This is a genomic window from Microbacterium sp. TPD7012, assembly GCF_003075395.1.
In the GTDB taxonomy this organism is placed as follows: Bacteria; Actinomycetota; Actinomycetes; order Actinomycetales; family Microbacteriaceae; genus Microbacterium.
The window spans coordinates 444,456-460,219 of record NZ_QDFV01000003.1 but is presented as its reverse complement, the minus strand read 5'-3'; the positions used below and the strand labels follow the sequence as shown (position 1 = coordinate 460,219).

Genomic DNA, 15,764 nt, shown 5'->3' with positions numbered 1-15,764 from the left:
CGGTGAATGTCATCGGCGACGAGGATGCCGCCGCACACATGACACGACGACGTTCATGATCAAGGAGAAGACATGGCCATCACAACGGGGTTCCGTCTGCCGGGGTTCAACTCGCGGCGCGGCAAGCAGGCCTGGGATCGGCACACGTGGCTGTACGTGGCGGTGATCATCGCGGTCGTGCTCGGCGCACTCGTCGGCCTCATCTGGCCCGAGGTCGGGCAGGGGTTCGAGGCTCTCGGCAAGGGGTTCGTGGCGCTGATCAAGATGATGATCGCGCCGATCATCTTCTGCACGATCGTCGTCGGGGTCGGATCCATCGCGAAGGCGGCGACGGTCGGGAAGATCGGCGGTCTGGCGCTGCTGTACTTCATGATCATGTCGACGTTCGCGCTCGCGATCGGCCTCGTCGTCGGCAACCTCATCCACCCGGGATCCGGGCTCGACATGGCGGCCTCCTCGTATGAGGCCGAGGGCGAGGCGAAGACCACGCAGGAGTTCATCCTCGCCATCATCCCGGCCACGTTCTTCTCCGCCTTCACGGGTGAGAGCGTGCTGCAGGTGTTGTTCATCGCCCTGCTCGTCGGCTTCGCCCTGCAGGGGCTGGGCGACCGCGGTGCCCCGATCATGGAGGCGGTCAAGCAGCTGCAGAAGCTCGTGTTCCGCATCCTCGGCATGATCCTGTGGCTCGCGCCGATCGGCGCGTTCGGCGCGATCGCGGCCGTGGTCGGCAAGACCGGGATCTCCGCGATCTGGAGCCTCGGCATCCTGATGGTCGCCTTCTACATCACGTGCATCCTGTTCATCGTGGTGGTGCTCGGCACGCTGCTGTGGGCGGTGACGCGGGTCAACATCTTCTCGCTCATGAAGTACCTGGCTCGCGAGTACCTGCTGATCGTCGGCACCTCGTCCTCGGAGTCGGCGCTGCCGCGTCTGATCGCGAAGATGGAGCACGTCGGCGTCTCGAAGCCGGTGGTGGGCATCACCGTCCCGACCGGATACTCGTTCAACCTCGACGGCACGGCGATCTACCTGACGATGGCCTCTCTGTTCATCGCGACGGGCATGGGCCAGCCGATGTCGATCGGCGAGCAGATCGGCCTCCTCGTCTTCATGATCATCGCGAGCAAGGGCGCGGCGGGCGTCACCGGCGCCGGTCTCGCCACGCTGGCGGGCGGGCTGCAGGCCTACCGCCCGGACCTCGTCGACGGCGTCGGGGTGATCGTCGGCATCGACCGCTTCATGTCGGAGGGGCGCGCCCTGACGAACTTCACGGGCAACGCGGTGGCCACGCTCCTCATCGGCACGTGGACCAAGCAGATCGACCGCGACCGCACCCGCCGGGTGCTCAGCGGGGAGCTGCCGTTCGACGAGTCCATGATGGACGGCGTCGACGGGCACGGGATGTCGGATGCTCCGCAGGCCGTCGGGGTGCAGGGGCTCAGCGACTCGGCCGTGTCGGAGATGGCGGCGAAGGAGCAGCGGGCCAGGGACCGTGCCGCACAGCGCTGAGCTGATCTGAAGAGCGAGGCCGCAGAGCGGAGAGAGGGATGCGGGGGCCGGATGATTCCGGCCCCCGCATCCGTGTGGTCAACCGCTCTTGCGTCGGAACTCGCGCCGCGTCTGCGGGGCGGCCGCGCCGTGCACGGCGGAATCGCCGTCGAGGTGCGACTCGCCCTGTCGGTGCTGCGCGTTCTTCTTCTCGAGCGCTTCCTTGAACTTGCGCTTCATCTCCTCGGAGGAGGTGGCGCCTTCTTCGGTGCTCATGCCCCGAGCCTAGAGCACGCTCGCCGTGAGGGGGAGGTCAGGGCCGGCTGCGGCGCAGGGCGAGGTCGATCAGGGCGCCGACGCCCACCGCCACCGCGATCGACACCGGCACCGCGACGAGAGGCCCTCCGGGGACGACGGCGGCGACGGCGGCTCCCACGGCCGCCTGGTAGGCGGCCCACGCGGTCGCGGCGATCGCGACGAGTGCGAGATAGCGCGGCGGGTGGATCCGCGATGCTCCGGCGACGAGGTTGATCGCGAGCCGCGCGAAGGGCACGAAGCGCGCTGTGAAGAGCACGGTGGCGGTGCCGCTCTCGAGGCGGCGCCCTGCCCACTCGAGCGCCTGCCGTACGCGCGGCGCCCGCATCCAGCGCCAGCGGTCCGTGCCGACCAGCCGCCCGATCAGATAGCAGCACGCATCGCCGAGTGCGGCGGCACCGGCCGCGCACACGATCACCGCCCACAGCGCGGGGGCGCCGTTCGTGACCGCGAGCGCTCCGAGCGCCGTCACCGCGATCTCGCCGGGGACGACCACGAAGAAGGCGTCCCCGAGGACGAGGAGGCTCATCAGCATGAGGCTCCAGGGTCCGGTGAGCGATTCGGCGAGCACATCGGTCGGCACGGGCTCACTGTGCACGTCGACGGTGAACGGGAACCAAAGACCGGATAGCGGGTGACCTGCGATCCAGCATCCGGTGAACATCTGGTGGCGAGGGCCGATTCGGGGGAGCGCAGGGCCGCGGCGCCGTCATCCTGAGGATGTGAGAGTAGCGATCATCACGGAGTCCTTCCTTCCGCACATGAACGGCGTGACCGGATCGGTGCTGCAGATCCTGCGACACCTCGAGCGCCGGGGGCACGACGCGCATGTCATCGCCCCCGCCGCCGTCGGCATCCCGGAGACCGTGGACGGCGCGCGCATCGAGGCCATCCCGAGCCTCGCGCTGCCGGGCTATCGGAACGTCCGGGTCGGCACCTCGACGGCGCACCGCGTCGCGACCTCCCTTCGCCGATTCGAGCCGGACGTCGTCCATCTCGCCTCGCCATTCGCGCTCGGGTGGCGCGGCGTGCTCGCGGCGGAACGGCTCGATACGGCATCCGTCGCCGCCTACCAGACCGACGTCGCCGCCTACACGGAGCGCTACGGCATCGCCGCGACCACGGGCATCGCCCAGACGCACATCGCCCGGCTCCACCGGCGCGCGACCCTGACGCTCGCCCCCTCGGCGGAGTCGGCCCAGCAGCTGGCCGCGCTCGGCATCGACCGCGTGCGCCGCTGGGGCCGCGGAGTGGATGCCGAGCGGTTCCAGCCCGCCCGCCGTGACGGCGCGCTGCGCGCCGGCTGGGGAGCGGACGTCGTGATCGGCTATGTCGGCAGGCTCGCTCCGGAGAAGCAGGTCGAGGACCTCGCGGCGCTACACGACCTGCCAGGGACGCGACTCGTGATCGTGGGCGAGGGACCCAGCCGTTCCCGGTTGGAGAGCCTGCTGCCGGATGCCGTCTTCCTCGGACATCTCGACGGCGAAGCGCTCGCCGCGGCGATGGCCTCGTTCGACCTGTTCGTGCACCCGGGGGAGAGCGAGACGTTCGGGCAGACCCTGCAGGAGGCTCACGCGAGCGGAGTGCCGGTCATCGCGACCGGCCGTGGCGGTCCGCTCGACCTCGTGCGCATGGGCGTCGACGGCTGGCTCTACCGGCCGGGCGACCTCGCCGATCTCCGCATGCGCGTCGCCGATCTCGCGGGGGACGCCCGCAAGCGGCGTGCCTTCGGCGAAGCAGGACGCGACGCCGTGCAGGGGCGCAGCTGGACGAGTGTGTGCGACCAGCTGCTCGGACACTTCGAGGACGCGCGGACGCTGCATCGGGTGGATGCCGGTGCTCGCGCTCGCCGTGTGGTGCGCCCGGAGGTCGCCGCACCTGCCTCGCCGCGGAGATGGCGTCGCTACGTGGCCCTCGGCGACTCGCTCACCGAAGGGCTCTGCGATCCGGCTCCGGACGGGGCCCTGCGCGGCTGGGCCGACCGGCTCGCGCTGCTCCTCGCCGCGCGCGGCGGCCTGCACTATGCGAACCTCGCGATCCGCTCGAAGCGCGTCGGAGACGTCTGCGGCACGCAGCTGGAGCGGGCCCTGGAACTGCGGCCGGACCTCGTGTCGATCCTCGTCGGTGCGAACGACCTGGTGAAGCACCGCGCCGACGTCGCCGGCTTGGCGGTGAGCCTCGAGGAGGCGGTGGTCCGGCTCCGCGACATCGGTGCCGATGTGGTGCTGGTGACGCCCTTCCTGCCGGGGCGGCGCGCCGCATCCATCTACACGCGACGGTTCTCCGCCTTCGCGACCGCCCTCGCGGGGGTCGCCGCGCGCACGGGAGCGATCCTGATCGACACCGATCTGCATCCGTCGCTGCCGGACCGTCCGAACTGGGGCGAGGACCTCGTGCACCTGAGCAGCCGAGGACACCGCTTCCTCGCCTACCGCGCGGCGGAGGTGCTCGGCGTCCCGGATGCCGACGCGCTCGGCGCACTCGACGCGGCGCTGCACGAGAACGAGACGATCGGCGCGGGCGTGTGGTGGCGACGGCACGCCCTGCCCTGGGTCTGGCGCCGCCTGCACGGCCGCGCCGCCGGCGACGGCCGCTCTGCGAAGCACGACGACTATGTGTATCTCGGCCGGTCCGCGGCCGTGCGCGGAGTGCTCTCCGACCGTTGAGTGCGCGCCGCGAGGCGAGACGCCTCAGCGCCGACCCATGCCGTGGTACTGCCAGCCGGCCGCGCGCCACGCTGCGGCATCGAGGCAGTTGCGCCCGTCGATGACGATCCGTCCGCGGACGAGGCCACCGGCATGCGCGGGGGAGAGGTCGCGGCGGTACTCGTCCCACTCGGTGACGATCACGACCGCGTCGGCCTCGCGTAGCGCGTCGTCGCGCTCCCTCGCGTAGCCGAGCTGGGGATGCGCGGCCTGCGCGTTGTCGATCGCCGCCGGGTCGGTCACCACGACATCGGCGCCGAGCCCGCGCAGGCGCACGGCGACGTCGAGGGCCGGCGAGTCGCGGATGTCATCGCTGAACGGCTTGAAGGCCGCGCCCAGCACCGCGATCCGTCGACCGAAGACGAGGCCGCCGAGCGCGTCGACGACGAGCTGCACGGCCCGGTCGCGTCGCCGCAGGTTGATGGCGTCGACCTCGCGGAGGAATCCCACGGCCTCGCCGCGCCCGAGCTCCTCCGCTCTGGCGGCGAAGGCGCGGATGTCCTTGGGGAGACAGCCGCCGCCGAAGCCGATGCCCGAGCCGAGGTAGCGCCGCCCGATGCGGCCGTCATGCCCGAGAGCGTCGGCGAGGAGGGTGACGTCGGCGCCGGCCGCCTCGGCGATCTCGGCCATCGCGTTGATGAACGAGATCTTCGTGGCGAGGAAGGCGTTCGCCGCGCCCTTGACGAGCTCGGCGGTGGCCAGATCGGTCACCAGGAACGGCGTGCCCGACGCGATCGCGTCCGCGTAGGCCTCGCGGAGCACGTCGACCGCCCGAGAGCCGTCGGCGTCCGGGGCGGCGCCGACTACGAGCCGGTCCGGGGTGAGCGTGTCGTGGACGGCCCAGCCTTCGCGGAGGAACTCCGGATTCCAGACGAGGGCGGCCCCTGTGCGCGTCAGGCGCTCGGCCAGTCGCGCCGCGGTGCCGACCGGGACCGTCGACTTCCCCGCGACGACGTCCCCGGCGCGGAGGTGGGGGAGCAGGCTCTCCACGGCCGTGTCGACGTATCGGAGGTCCGCCGCGTGTCCTCCCGCCGTCTGGGGCGTGCCGACCGCGAGGAAGTGCACGTCCGCACCCGCGGCATCCGCGATGTCGCTGCTGAAGCGCAGCCGTCCGGATGCCAGGCCGTCCGAGAGCAGCTCGGCGAGCCGAGGCTCGAAGAACGGCGCCGTCCCCGCGGCCAGTGCGGCGACCTTCCCCTCGTCGACGTCGATGCCGACGACATCGTGTCCGATCGAGGCCATGGCGGCGGCGTGGACGGCACCGAGGTAGCCGCAGCCGATCACTGACATGCGCATCGCCCCAGCACAGCGGATGCCGCCCACGCCCCGGCATCCGTGCGGTGAACGCCTCATGGACGGGACGTGTCCGATCCGCCGAGCGGCTCCAGGCGCGGGATTCCGAGGGCCTCGCTGGTAGGGTGGACGGGATCGATCTGTGTCGATCGCACAATTTCATATCGACTCATGGAGCGAGCGGCGGAGAAGCTGGTCCCCTGTGGTGGGTTCCTCGGCACGAAGATGTCGGGTGGCTTTCTACTGGTGGCCAGCGCAGGCGATGTTCGCGGGAGTGCCCGCGCGCCCGAACCCTGCTGTTTCCGCTCCTCTTGAATGCGCTCGCGCGTCATACGGATTCGCGAGTCTAAACAAAGAAGGAGAGACCTCTTGGAAGGTCCTGAAATCACCGCCACCGAGGCCGTTCTCGACAACGGCCGCTTCGGCACCCGCACCATCCGCTTCGAGACCGGCCGCCTCGCGCAGCAGGCTCAGGGCGCAGTCGCCGCGTACCTCGACGGCGAGACCATGCTCCTCTCGGCCACCAGCGCAGGCAAGAACCCGCGCGAGGGCTTCGACTTCTTCCCGCTGACGGTCGACGTCGAGGAGCGCTCCTACGCCGCGGGCAAGATCCCCGGCTCGTTCTTCCGTCGCGAGGGCCGCCCCTCCACCGAGGCGATCCTCGTCTGCCGTCTGATCGACCGTCCGCTGCGTCCGTCGTTCGTCGACGGCCTGCGCAACGAGGTCCAGATCGTCATCACCGTGCTGTCGATCGCTCCCGGCGAGTTCTACGACGCTCTCGCCATCAACGCCGCGTCCGCGTCGACGCAGATCTCGGGTCTGCCGTTCTCGGGCCCGGTCGCCGGTGTGCGTCTCGCGTTCATCCCCGGCCACGGCGAGCACGCCGACCAGTGGGTCGCGTTCCCGACCGCCGAGCAGGTGGGCGAAGCGGTCTTCGACCTGATCGTCGCCGGTCGCGTCGTCACCAAGGCCGATGGCACGGAAGACGTCGCCATCATGATGGTCGAGGCCGAGGCCACCGAGGGCAGCTGGAACCTCATCAAGGCCGGCGCCACCAAGCCGAACGAGGAGATCGTGGCCCAGGGCCTCGAGGCCTCGAAGCCGTTCATCGCCCAGCTCGTCAAGGCTCAGGCCGAGCTCGCGGCGACCGCGTCGAAGGAGCCGGGCGTGTACCCGGTCTTCCCGGCGTACAGCCAGGAGGTCTACGACTTCGTCGCCGGCCGCTCCTACGACGAGCTCGTCGGCGTGTACCAGATCGCCGACAAGACCGAGCGTCAGACGGCGGACGACGCGATCAAGGATCGCGTCAAGGCCGAGCTCATCGAGGCCACCGAGTCGGGATCGCTCCCGGCTGCGGCCCCGCTCGAGTTCTCCGCGGCGTACAAGTCGGTCACGAAGAAGATCGTGCGCGGTCGCATCCTCACCGAAGGTGCTCGCATCGACGGTCGCGGCCTGGCGGACATCCGTCCGCTCGACGCCGAGGTGCAGGTCATCCCGCGCGTCCACGGCTCCGCGATCTTCCAGCGCGGCGAGACCCAGATCATGGGTGTCACCACGCTGAACATGCTCAAGATGGAGCAGCAGATCGACTCGCTGTCGCCCACGACGAGCAAGCGCTACATGCACCACTACAACTTCCCGCCCTACTCGACCGGCGAGACCGGCCGGGTCGGTTCGCCGAAGCGTCGCGAGATCGGGCACGGCTTCCTGGCCGAGCGCGCGCTCGTGCCGGTGCTGCCGAGCCGCGAGGAGTTCCCGTACGCGATCCGTCAGGTGTCCGAGGCGCTGAGCTCCAACGGCTCGACCTCGATGGGCTCCGTCTGCGCCTCGACCCTGTCGCTGCTGAACGCGGGTGTGCCGCTGCGCGCCGCCGTCGCCGGCATCGCGATGGGCCTCGTCTCCGACGAGGTCGACGGTGAGACGCGCTACGCCGCGCTGACCGACATCCTGGGTGCCGAGGACGCACTCGGCGACATGGACTTCAAGGTCGCCGGAACGAGCGAGTTCGTCACGGCGATCCAGCTCGACACGAAGCTCGACGGCATCCCGTCGTCGGTGCTCGCCGGCGCGCTGACCCAGGCTCGCGAGGCTCGTCTGACGATCCTCAACGTCCTGAACGCTGCGATCGACGCTCCCGACGAGATGGCGCCGACCGCGCCTCGCGTCATCAGCGTGCAGATCCCGGTCGACAAGATCGGCGAGCTGATCGGCCCGAAGGGCAAGACGATCAACGCGATCCAGGACGAGACCGGCGCGCAGATCTCCATCGAGGAGGACGGCACCGTCTACATCGGCGCGACCGACGGCCCCTCGGCCGAGGCCGCTCGTGCGCAGGTCAACGCGATCGCCAACCCGACCAACCCCGAGATCGGCGAGCAGTTCCTCGGAACCGTCGTGAAGATCGCCACCTTCGGCGCCTTCGTCTCGCTGCTCCCGGGCAAGGACGGCCTGCTCCACGTCACCGAGGTGCGCAAGCTCGCCGGTGGCAAGCGCGTCGAGAACGTCGACGACGTCCTCTCGGTCGGCCAGAAGATCCTCGTGAAGATCACGAAGATCGACGACCGCGGCAAGCTGTCGCTCGAGCCCGTGCTCGACGACGCACCTGCCGCCGAGGCCGCGCCCGCCGAGGACGCAGCCGCCGAGTAAGCTCCACGCTCGAACCGGAACCCGGGTCCATCCGCACAGGATGGGCTCGGGTTCCGTCGTCTGCGGCGTGACCAAACCGTTATCGGAAGTTTTCGCGCCGTTCCCTGGATTGGTCGGGACGTTCGCCGAAGTCCCTTACCCTCGAAGTACGCACCGGGGGGTGCACCACAGGCAGTGACGGAGATCGGAACGCATCGATCGACGCGGGGGTGAGAGTATGCGGTTGTTCAGCGTAGGCGCGGGAGCGTCGGACGAGCGAGCCCAGAGGGGCACGGAACCCGCCTCCATCGAGCATCCCTCCGCACCGATCCCGATCGTCGGACCCGGCGTGGGAGAGACGGTGCGGATGCCGCTCGGCGAGACCGGCTTCGACACGTTCCCGCTCATGCTGGGAGCCGCGGAGTTCGGCTGGAACGTCGACCTCGAGACGAGCCACGGCATCCTCGACCGCTACGTGGAGTTCGGCGGCAACGCGATCCACACGGCCGACGGCTTCTCCGGCGGTCGGAGCGAGCACATCCTCGGTCAGTGGCTGCGGTCGCGCGGACAGCGCGATCGGGCGATCCTGAGCGTGCGCATCGGAGCACATGCCGACAACCCCGGTCTCGGCTCCGTGAACCTCGTCCGCGCCGTCGAGGGGTCGCTCACGCGGCTCGGCGTCGACCGCATCGATGTGCTCTACCTCGACGCGACCCTCGACAGGACGACGAACGTCGAAGACACTCTCGCGACGGTCGAATGGCTCAAGGACGCGGGCAAGATCGGTGCCGTCGGCGCATTCGGCTTCGCACCGGAGAAGCTCGTGGAGGCGCGGATCCTGGCGTCGGCCGGCTACCCGCGCATCGAGGTGATCGACGCGCCGTACAACCTGCTCCGTCGGCAGCCGTTCGAAGGTGACCTCCGCCTCGTCGCCGGGGCGCAGAACCTCGCCGTCACGCCCTCGCACGCGCTCGAGCACGGCTTCCTGTCCGGTCGTCATCGGAGCAAGGCGCTGACGTCGCAGGGCGTCCGCGGCGAGCAGTTGCGCGGTCATCTCAACCGTCGGGGGATCAAGATCCTCCGCGCGCTGGATCAGGTGGCCACGGAACTCGCGGTCCCGGTGGCCGCGGTCTCGATCGCCTGGCTGCTGGCCCAGCGCACGGTCGCCGCCCCGATCGTGAACACCTTCGCGACCGAGCACGTCGACGAGCTCATGCAGGGCGCGGGGGTCACGCTCTCGCGTGCCCAGGTCGCCGAGCTCACGCGCGCCGGCAACTGAGCATCGTCCCACCCGTGACATAGGGTGGAAGGGAGGTCCGGCGGATGCTGGCGATGAAGCGAGCGAGTTTGTGACGCACTACATATATCTGGTCAGACATGGTGAACATCAGGATGCCGAGCACGGCCTCGCCGACGGACCCCTGTCGCCGCGCGGGCAGCGGCAGGCCGAGCTGATCGCCGACCGGCTGTCCGGTCTGCCGCTCGACGCCGTCTGGCATTCGCCGCTGCTGCGGGCCAACGAGACCGCCCGTGCGATCGCCGGTCGGCTCCCGTCCGTCGATCCCGAACCGACCGCGCTGCTCTTCGACTGCGTCCCCACCGGGATGACGGAGGAGACGCCTGCCGCGTTCGAGCCGTTCTTCGGGTCGATCTCCGACGCGGAGATCGATGCCGGTCGCGCGCAGATGGCGGATGCCGTCAACGAGTTCCTGATGCGCAAGAACGGCGAGGTGCACGAGGTCCTCATCACGCACAACTTCGTGATCTCCTGGTTCGTCCGCGAGGTGCTCGGTGCACCGGAATGGCGCTGGATGACACTCAACCAGGCGCACTGCGGACTGACGATCATCGCGCAGAAGCAGGGGCGACCGTGGACGCTGCTCAACCACAACGACACCGGACACCTGCCGTTCGAGCTGCGGACGGGCATCCCGGACCCGATGCCCGTCTGACGCCCCGCGCGCCCCGGCCGGAAGGCGTCCGCCCGCTCCTTAGACTGGACGCATGACCTCGCAGGTAGCACTCGTCGGCGGAACCGGGAAGCTCGGGAAGATCATCCACGCGGTGATCGATGATCTCGAGGGCTTCGAGGTGAGCCGTGTGCTGACCTCGTCGAGCGATCTCTCCGAGTTGGAGGGTGCCGACCTCGTCGTGGACGCGTCGACGCCTCAGATCAGCATCGACGTCGTGCGTTCCGCCGTCGAGCGCGGCATCAACGTGCTCGTGGCGACGTCGGGGTGGTCGGCGGAGCGGATCGCGCTCGTGCGGCCGCTCGTCGAGGCGGCCGGCACCGGCGTGGTCTTCATCCCGAACTTCTCCCTCGGCTCTGTCCTCGGCTCGGCCCTCGCCGCGGCCGCGGCCCCGTTCTTCGGCTCGGCCGAGATCATCGAGGCGCATCAGGAGACCAAGATCGATTCGCCCAGTGGCACGGCGGTGCGCACCGCTGAGCTCATCGCCGCTGCTCGCGCCGAGCAGGGACCGGTGAGCGCCCCGCACGCGGATCAGCGCGCCCGGGGTCAGCAGGTCGGCAGCGTGCCGATCCACTCGCTGCGTCGCCCCGGTGTGGTGGCCAAGCAGGAGGTCATCCTCTCGGGCCCCGGCGAGTCCCTCACCTTCACGCACGACACGGTCGATCCCGCGCTCGCATACGCCCCCGGCATCCGGCTCGCCGTGCCGTTCGCCCGCGAGGCGAAGGGCGTGGTCGTGGGGTTGGAGCACATGATCGACATCGGCATCCGAGCATGATGTCGCGGATCGGCGTCGGGCTCATGGCCGCGGCCCTGCTCGTCTACCTGGCGGTCGCGATCTGGCTCGCCGTGATGTTCATCTCGGTCGGCTCGCCGATCTCGATCGGGATGGGCATCACGCTGCTCGTGCTCGCCCCGATCGGCGCCTGGGCGCTCATCCGCGAGATGCAGTTCGGCTTCGCCGCCGATCGACTGGGGCGCACGCTGGACGCCGAAGGGGGGATGCCTCCCGTGGAGACCGAGCTGACCCCGAGCGGACGGATCGCCCGCGCGGACGCCGATCCACTGATCGCGCGCTATGCGGCCGCCTCCGAGGCCGCGACGGACGATTGGCGTGCCCGCTATCGGCTGGGCGTCGTCCAGGATGCGGCCGGGAGGCGGAAAGACGCCAGGGCCAGCATCCGCGAGGCGATCCGCCTCGCTCGACGCTGACCCCGACGACGAGCGGGTACCGGCCTCAGGCCAGCGTGGCCTCGAGGGTGATCTCGATGCCGGCGAGCGCCTGAGACACGGGGCAGCCGACCTTGGCCTCGGCGGCTATCTCCTGGAACCTCTCCGGCGACAGACCCGGGACGACCGCGTTCACGTTGAGGTGGCTGCCGGTGATCCCGACGCCCGGCTTGAACGTCACGGACGCGCTGGTGTTGACCTTCTCCGGCGGGGTCCCGTTCTCGGCGAGGGCGTGCGAGAGCGCCATGCTGAAGCAGGACGAGTGCGCCGCGGCGATGAGCTCCTCCGGGGTCGTGGTCGTGTCGCTGCCCTCGCTGCGGGCCTTCCAGTTGATCGGGAAGGTGCCGAGGTTCGATGAAGAGAACGCGACGGTGCCCGACCCTTCCATGAGCGATCCGGTCCACGTGCTGGCGGCTTCGCTGGTGACGGGCATGATTCCTCCGGTTCTCGCGCCCCGCTCGGTGTGCGGGATGCGTCGCGGCCAGCCTATCGACCGGGCCGACCGGACGGAACAGGGATCAGGCGGTCGACGCTGCCCGACCGATGATGCCGGCGCGCTGCAGCAGCAGGTACAGCTGGCAGCCGAGGCAGAACGCGAAGGCGGCGTTCAGGAACGCCGCGATGAAGGCCGCCGCTGTGGCGATCGGGAGCGCCCAGGGCACGCCGATCAGATGCAGGACCAGGCCGATGCCGACGACGAAGAGCCCGACACCCTGCGAGAAGCGCGGCGGGCGGGGGTCCTCGAGCTCGGCGGGCGGCGCGAGACGCGGGCGCACGAGGCGGCGGAACAGCACGCCCCACGGGGCGGTCGCCGGGGAGACGACGCTCCAGAGGAACAGGAGGGCGATGACGACGGTGACGAGGAAGCCAGGGTCGAGGGCGCGCTGGGCGAGCGATGCCGATGCGATCGCCCAGGTGCCGGGGACGAAGGTCGCGTCCGCCAGGGGCTGGTACGCGAACCAGCCGGTCGCCTGCGCCGTCGAGATGCCGATCAGCGCCAGGAACGTCGCGACCAGGAGGAGCACGGCCGTGATCGTGGCGGCGAAGCGCGGGCCACGCGGATCGATGCCTGCGGGAGAGGTCATGGGTGCTCCAGTCTTCGGGGCCTCAGACGGAGGCGACGGCTTCGGTGAGGGCGTGACGATGCGGGACGCCGTGGAATCGCGCGCGGACGGCGCCGGAGGCGTCGATCACGAACGTCGTGGGGGTCTGCAGCACCTTGTACCGGGCCGAGAGGTCCGGTCGGTGGGTCAGATCGATCTCGACGTGGCTCAGCCCGTCGTGGTCGGAGGCGTAGGCATGCAGCATCCGCCGGACCTGGGGGCACCGCGCGCACATCTCGGTGCTGAACTGCACGAGCGTCGCGCGGGAGCCGAACTCGGCGGATGCTGCATCCGCCCGGTCGAAACGGAGCGCGCCAGCATCCAGCCTGCGTCCGTCGCGGCGGCGCAGGGTCACTCCGATGATCGTGGCGAGCACCAGGAGTGCTGCTGCGATCCCTCCCGCGAGTGCTGGCGACATGCGTCGAGAGTACGTCGCCCCGAGGGGGTCGAGGGCCGATGTTTCCGACCGTGACGATCGGCGCGCGAGCGGGACGGCATCCGCCCGCGGCCGACGGTCGACGGGTATCGTGGCTGTCATGAGCGCAGCCGTCCCGACACCCTACGAAGACCTGCTCCGCGACGTGCTGGAGAGCGGCACGCACAAGTCGGATCGCACGGGCACGGGGACCACGAGCGTCTTCGGGCGGCAGATCCGCTTCGACCTCTCCCAGGGCTTCCCGCTGATCACCACGAAGCGGGTGCATTTCAAGTCGATCGCGTACGAGCTCCTCTGGTTCCTGCGCGGTGATTCCAACGTGCGGTGGCTGCAGGAGAACGGCGTCAGCATCTGGGACGAATGGGCCGACGAGACGGGCGATCTCGGGCCGGTGTACGGGGTGCAGTGGCGCTCCTGGCCGACGCCCGCCGGCGAGAGCATCGACCAGCTCTCCCAGGTGATCGAGCAGATCCGCCAGACTCCGGACTCGCGCCGCCTCATCGTGTCCGCCTGGAACCCCGCCGACATCCCCGACATGGCGCTCGCGCCCTGCCATGCGCTCTTCCAGTTCTACGTCGCCGACGGCAAGCTGTCCTGCCAGCTGTACCAGCGCAGCGCCGACATGTTCCTCGGGGTGCCGTTCAACATCGCGTCGTACGCGCTGCTCACGATGATGATCGCCCAGCAGGTCGGTCTCGAGCCGGGCGACTTCGTCTGGACGGGCGGCGACTGCCACATCTACGACAACCACCTCGAGCAGGTGCGCGAGCAGCTCACGCGCGAGCCGTTCGCCTACCCGACGCTCCGGTTCGGCCGCACCCCGGAGTCGATCCTCGACTACCGCTACGAGGACTTCGTCGTGGAGGACTACCAGCACCACGCCCCGATCCGCGCGGCGGTGGCGGTATGACCTGGGTGGGTCTGATCTGGGCGGAGGCTCAGGGCGGAGTGATCGGCGCCGAGGGCGGGATGCCGTGGCACGTGCCGGAGGACCTCGCGCACTTCAAGGAGGTCACGCTCGGCGCTCCGGTCGTGATGGGGCGCAAGACCTGGGATTCTCTGCCGGAACGGTTCCGACCGCTGGAGGGCCGGGAGAACATCGTGATCACCCGCCAGCAGGACTGGACGGCGGAGGGCGCGCACCGTGCGGCGAACGTCGCGGAGTCCGTGCGCGGCAAGGACAAGGTGTGGATCATCGGCGGGGCGGAGATCTTCCGTCTCGTCATCGCGGATGCCGACCGTCTCGAAGTGACCGAGCTCGATCTCGCCGTCGACGGTGACGCGTACGCCCCCTCCAAGGCCGGGTGGCGTCTGGTCGACGAGGGGGAGTGGCAGACCTCGCGCACGGGAGTGCGGTACCGCTTCCTCGGATACGAGCGCTGATGCCCACCGCGCTGATCACCGGAGCCAGCGCCGGACTCGGCGCCGAGTTCGCCCGCCAGCTCGCCCGCCGTCGCGCGGACCTGATCCTCGTCGCACGGTCCAAGGATGCGCTGGACGCCCTGGCCGCCGAACTGCGGAGCGCGCACGGTGTCGCCGTCGAGGTGCTCGTCGCGGATCTCGCCGAAGATGAAGGCGTCGCGAAGGTCGCCGACCGGCTGCGGAATGCCGCCGACCCGGTCGACCTCCTCGTGAACAACGCCGGCTTCGGGCTGCCGCTGCAGTTCGCCGACAACGACATCGACGACGAGGTCCGCCACTTGCGCGTGCACGTCGAGGCCTCGATGCGGCTGATGCACGCGGCACTGCAGACGATGCGGGGTCGCGGCGGACGCATCATCAACGTCGCCTCGGTGGCCGGATTCATCTCCCGCTCCACGTACTCCGCCTGCAAGTCCTGGTTGATCGGCTTCAGCCGCTGGGCGAATGCCGAGTACGCCCGAGACGGCGTCACCGTCACAGCGGTCTGCCCCGGATTCACCCACACCACGTTCCATGAGCGCATGGGGCTCGCGGTGGGCCAGGAGGGTGTTCCCGCCTTCCTGTGGCTGGACGCCCGCGACGTCGTGCGGGCAGGGCTGCGGGATGCCGCGCTCGGGCGGTCCGTGTCCATCCCGTCGCTGCGCTACAAGGCGATCGTGGCGCTGGCGAGCATCCTCCCGAGCGCGCTCACGTCCGGCGTCGCCCGCCGCGGTCGCGTCTGAACGGGAGCCCGGCGTGGGATGGTTCCGCAGGCGGCGACACGATCCGCAGGATGCGAACGAGATCCTGCGGCAGTACAACGAGGCGGAGGCGGTGCGCCTGGCCGCTCTCGCGAACGGCGGAACGGCGACGCGGGAGCAATCCGCTTTCATCAGCGCAGGCGCCGGTGCAGCCGAGCTCGCCGTCGAGGACGTCTTCACGATCACGGGCCGCGGCCAGGTCGCGACCGGCACCGTCACGACGGGGACGATCAGGGTCGGCGACGCCGTCGTCGTGCTCCGGGAAGGGGCTCCGGTGGCCGACACGGAGATCACCGGCATCGAGATGTTCCGCAAGCGCGCGGACGCGGCATCCGCCGGCACCATGATCGGGGTGCTGCTGCGCGGCAAGACCGACGTGGCTCGTGGTGACGTCATCCGGGTCGGCTCGTCTGGGTGAGCGGCATCCGAACCGATACGCT

General features: G+C 70.0%; 17 protein-coding genes. 11 read left to right on the top strand and 6 right to left on the bottom strand.

What is annotated here, in order from left to right; genetic code table 11:
* Positions 1 to 72 precede the first annotated feature (72 nt).
* On the top strand, positions 73 to 1,509 hold the full coding sequence (locus DC434_RS10365) for a cation:dicarboxylase symporter family transporter (protein ID WP_116635190.1): 1,437 nt from the start codon (positions 73 to 75) through the stop codon (positions 1,507 to 1,509).
* Positions 1,510 to 1,587: 78 nt separating this feature from the next.
* Here the strand turns inward: DC434_RS10365 and DC434_RS20125 are convergent, their stop codons facing one another.
* Together DC434_RS20125 and DC434_RS10360 are read right to left on the bottom strand one after the other, a co-directional pair.
* Entirely contained in the window at positions 1,588 to 1,764 is a 177-nt protein-coding gene (locus DC434_RS20125; protein WP_165808049.1) for a DUF5302 domain-containing protein, read from the bottom strand.
* A 37-nt stretch (positions 1,765 to 1,801) separates the two neighbouring features.
* On the bottom strand, positions 1,802 to 2,386 hold the full coding sequence (locus tag DC434_RS10360) for a VTT domain-containing protein (protein WP_243408887.1): 585 nt from the start codon (positions 2,384 to 2,386) through the stop codon (positions 1,802 to 1,804).
* A 139-nt stretch (positions 2,387 to 2,525) separates the two neighbouring features.
* On the opposite strand from DC434_RS10360, the gene DC434_RS10355 reads away from it, so the two are divergent.
* Positions 2,526 to 4,469, top strand: a complete 1,944-nt coding sequence (locus tag DC434_RS10355) for a GDSL-type esterase/lipase family protein (protein ID WP_116635188.1) — start codon at positions 2,526 to 2,528, stop codon at positions 4,467 to 4,469.
* A gap of 24 nt (positions 4,470 to 4,493) precedes the next feature.
* Here DC434_RS10355 and DC434_RS10350 read toward each other — a convergent pair whose 3' ends face one another.
* Positions 4,494 to 5,804: a UDP-glucose/GDP-mannose dehydrogenase family protein gene (locus DC434_RS10350; RefSeq protein ID WP_116635421.1), complete on the bottom strand. Its 1,311-nt coding sequence runs from the start codon at positions 5,802 to 5,804 to the stop codon at positions 4,494 to 4,496.
* Between the two features lie 366 nt (positions 5,805 to 6,170).
* Here DC434_RS10350 and DC434_RS10345 point away from each other — a divergent pair, with 366 nt between their 5' ends.
* The 5 genes from DC434_RS10345 (at position 6,171) to DC434_RS10325 (ending at position 11,605) form a co-directional block, all read left to right on the top strand.
* Positions 6,171 to 8,447 carry a polyribonucleotide nucleotidyltransferase gene (locus DC434_RS10345; RefSeq protein WP_116635187.1) on the top strand — a complete coding sequence of 759 codons (2,277 nt, stop codon included), beginning with the start codon at positions 6,171 to 6,173 and terminating at the stop codon, positions 8,445 to 8,447.
* 328 nt (positions 8,448 to 8,775) lie between these two features.
* Complete coding sequence (locus tag DC434_RS10340) at positions 8,776 to 9,705, top strand: aldo/keto reductase (protein ID WP_243408886.1); 930 nt, start codon at positions 8,776 to 8,778, stop codon at positions 9,703 to 9,705.
* 70 nt (positions 9,706 to 9,775) lie between these two features.
* Positions 9,776 to 10,378, top strand: a complete 603-nt coding sequence (locus DC434_RS10335; protein WP_116635185.1) for a histidine phosphatase family protein — start codon at positions 9,776 to 9,778, stop codon at positions 10,376 to 10,378.
* 52 nt (positions 10,379 to 10,430) lie between these two features.
* A complete protein-coding gene (gene dapB, locus DC434_RS10330; RefSeq protein WP_116635184.1) occupies positions 10,431 to 11,171 on the top strand; it encodes a 4-hydroxy-tetrahydrodipicolinate reductase in 741 nt (246 codons plus the stop codon).
* The gene (locus tag DC434_RS10325; RefSeq protein WP_243408885.1) at positions 11,168 to 11,605 is read left to right on the top strand and encodes a hypothetical protein; all 438 of its coding nucleotides are present in this window, start codon (positions 11,168 to 11,170) and stop codon (positions 11,603 to 11,605) included. Before dapB ends, DC434_RS10325 begins: the two co-directional genes overlap by 4 nt.
* Positions 11,606 to 11,630: 25 nt before the next feature.
* Here DC434_RS10325 and DC434_RS10320 read toward each other — a convergent pair whose 3' ends face one another.
* From DC434_RS10320 to DC434_RS10310, 3 genes are all read right to left on the bottom strand, one after another.
* The gene (locus DC434_RS10320; RefSeq protein ID WP_116635182.1) at positions 11,631 to 12,056 is read right to left on the bottom strand and encodes an OsmC family peroxiredoxin; all 426 of its coding nucleotides are present in this window, start codon (positions 12,054 to 12,056) and stop codon (positions 11,631 to 11,633) included.
* 85 nt (positions 12,057 to 12,141) lie between these two features.
* Entirely contained in the window at positions 12,142 to 12,708 is a 567-nt protein-coding gene (locus tag DC434_RS10315; protein ID WP_116635181.1) for a DUF4395 domain-containing protein, read from the bottom strand.
* A 22-nt stretch (positions 12,709 to 12,730) separates the two neighbouring features.
* A complete protein-coding gene (locus DC434_RS10310; RefSeq protein ID WP_116635180.1) occupies positions 12,731 to 13,144 on the bottom strand; it encodes a thioredoxin family protein in 414 nt (137 codons plus the stop codon).
* Positions 13,145 to 13,262: 118 nt separating this feature from the next.
* Here DC434_RS10310 and DC434_RS10305 point away from each other — a divergent pair, with 118 nt between their 5' ends.
* From DC434_RS10305 to DC434_RS10290, 4 genes are read left to right on the top strand one after another with little or no spacing between them, the layout of a single operon-like run.
* Complete coding sequence (locus DC434_RS10305; protein ID WP_116635179.1) at positions 13,263 to 14,072, top strand: thymidylate synthase; 810 nt, start codon at positions 13,263 to 13,265, stop codon at positions 14,070 to 14,072.
* Complete coding sequence (locus tag DC434_RS10300; protein WP_116635178.1) at positions 14,069 to 14,545, top strand: dihydrofolate reductase; 477 nt, start codon at positions 14,069 to 14,071, stop codon at positions 14,543 to 14,545. The genes DC434_RS10305 and DC434_RS10300 overlap by 4 nt, the downstream gene beginning before the upstream one ends.
* Entirely contained in the window at positions 14,545 to 15,306 is a 762-nt protein-coding gene (locus DC434_RS10295; protein ID WP_116635177.1) for an SDR family oxidoreductase, read from the top strand. Before DC434_RS10300 ends, DC434_RS10295 begins: the two co-directional genes overlap by 1 nt.
* Before the next feature lie 13 nt (positions 15,307 to 15,319).
* Positions 15,320 to 15,742 carry an EF-Tu/IF-2/RF-3 family GTPase gene (locus DC434_RS10290; RefSeq protein ID WP_165808048.1) on the top strand — a complete coding sequence of 141 codons (423 nt, stop codon included), beginning with the start codon at positions 15,320 to 15,322 and terminating at the stop codon, positions 15,740 to 15,742.
* Positions 15,743 to 15,764: the final 22 nt, after the last annotated feature.

What these genes read in the sequence shown, in the direction of transcription:
- DC434_RS10365 (WP_116635190.1), top strand. Translation starts at nt 73, where the DNA reads ATGGCCATCACAACGGGGTTCCGTCTGCCGGGGTTCAACTCGCGGCGC.
- DC434_RS20125 (WP_165808049.1), bottom strand. Translation starts at nt 1,764, where the DNA reads ATGAGCACCGAAGAAGGCGCCACCTCCTCCGAGGAGATGAAGCGCAAG.
- DC434_RS10350 (WP_116635421.1), bottom strand. Translation starts at nt 5,804, where the DNA reads ATGCGCATGTCAGTGATCGGCTGCGGCTACCTCGGTGCCGTCCACGCC.
- dapB (WP_116635184.1), top strand. Translation starts at nt 10,431, where the DNA reads ATGACCTCGCAGGTAGCACTCGTCGGCGGAACCGGGAAGCTCGGGAAG.
- DC434_RS10325 (WP_243408885.1), top strand. Translation starts at nt 11,168, where the DNA reads ATGATGTCGCGGATCGGCGTCGGGCTCATGGCCGCGGCCCTGCTCGTC.
- DC434_RS10320 (WP_116635182.1), bottom strand. Translation starts at nt 12,056, where the DNA reads ATGCCCGTCACCAGCGAAGCCGCCAGCACGTGGACCGGATCGCTCATG.
- DC434_RS10315 (WP_116635181.1), bottom strand. Translation starts at nt 12,708, where the DNA reads ATGACCTCTCCCGCAGGCATCGATCCGCGTGGCCCGCGCTTCGCCGCC.
- DC434_RS10310 (WP_116635180.1), bottom strand. Translation starts at nt 13,144, where the DNA reads ATGTCGCCAGCACTCGCGGGAGGGATCGCAGCAGCACTCCTGGTGCTC.
- DC434_RS10305 (WP_116635179.1), top strand. Translation starts at nt 13,263, where the DNA reads ATGAGCGCAGCCGTCCCGACACCCTACGAAGACCTGCTCCGCGACGTG.
- DC434_RS10300 (WP_116635178.1), top strand. Translation starts at nt 14,069, where the DNA reads ATGACCTGGGTGGGTCTGATCTGGGCGGAGGCTCAGGGCGGAGTGATC.
- DC434_RS10295 (WP_116635177.1), top strand. Translation starts at nt 14,545, where the DNA reads ATGCCCACCGCGCTGATCACCGGAGCCAGCGCCGGACTCGGCGCCGAG.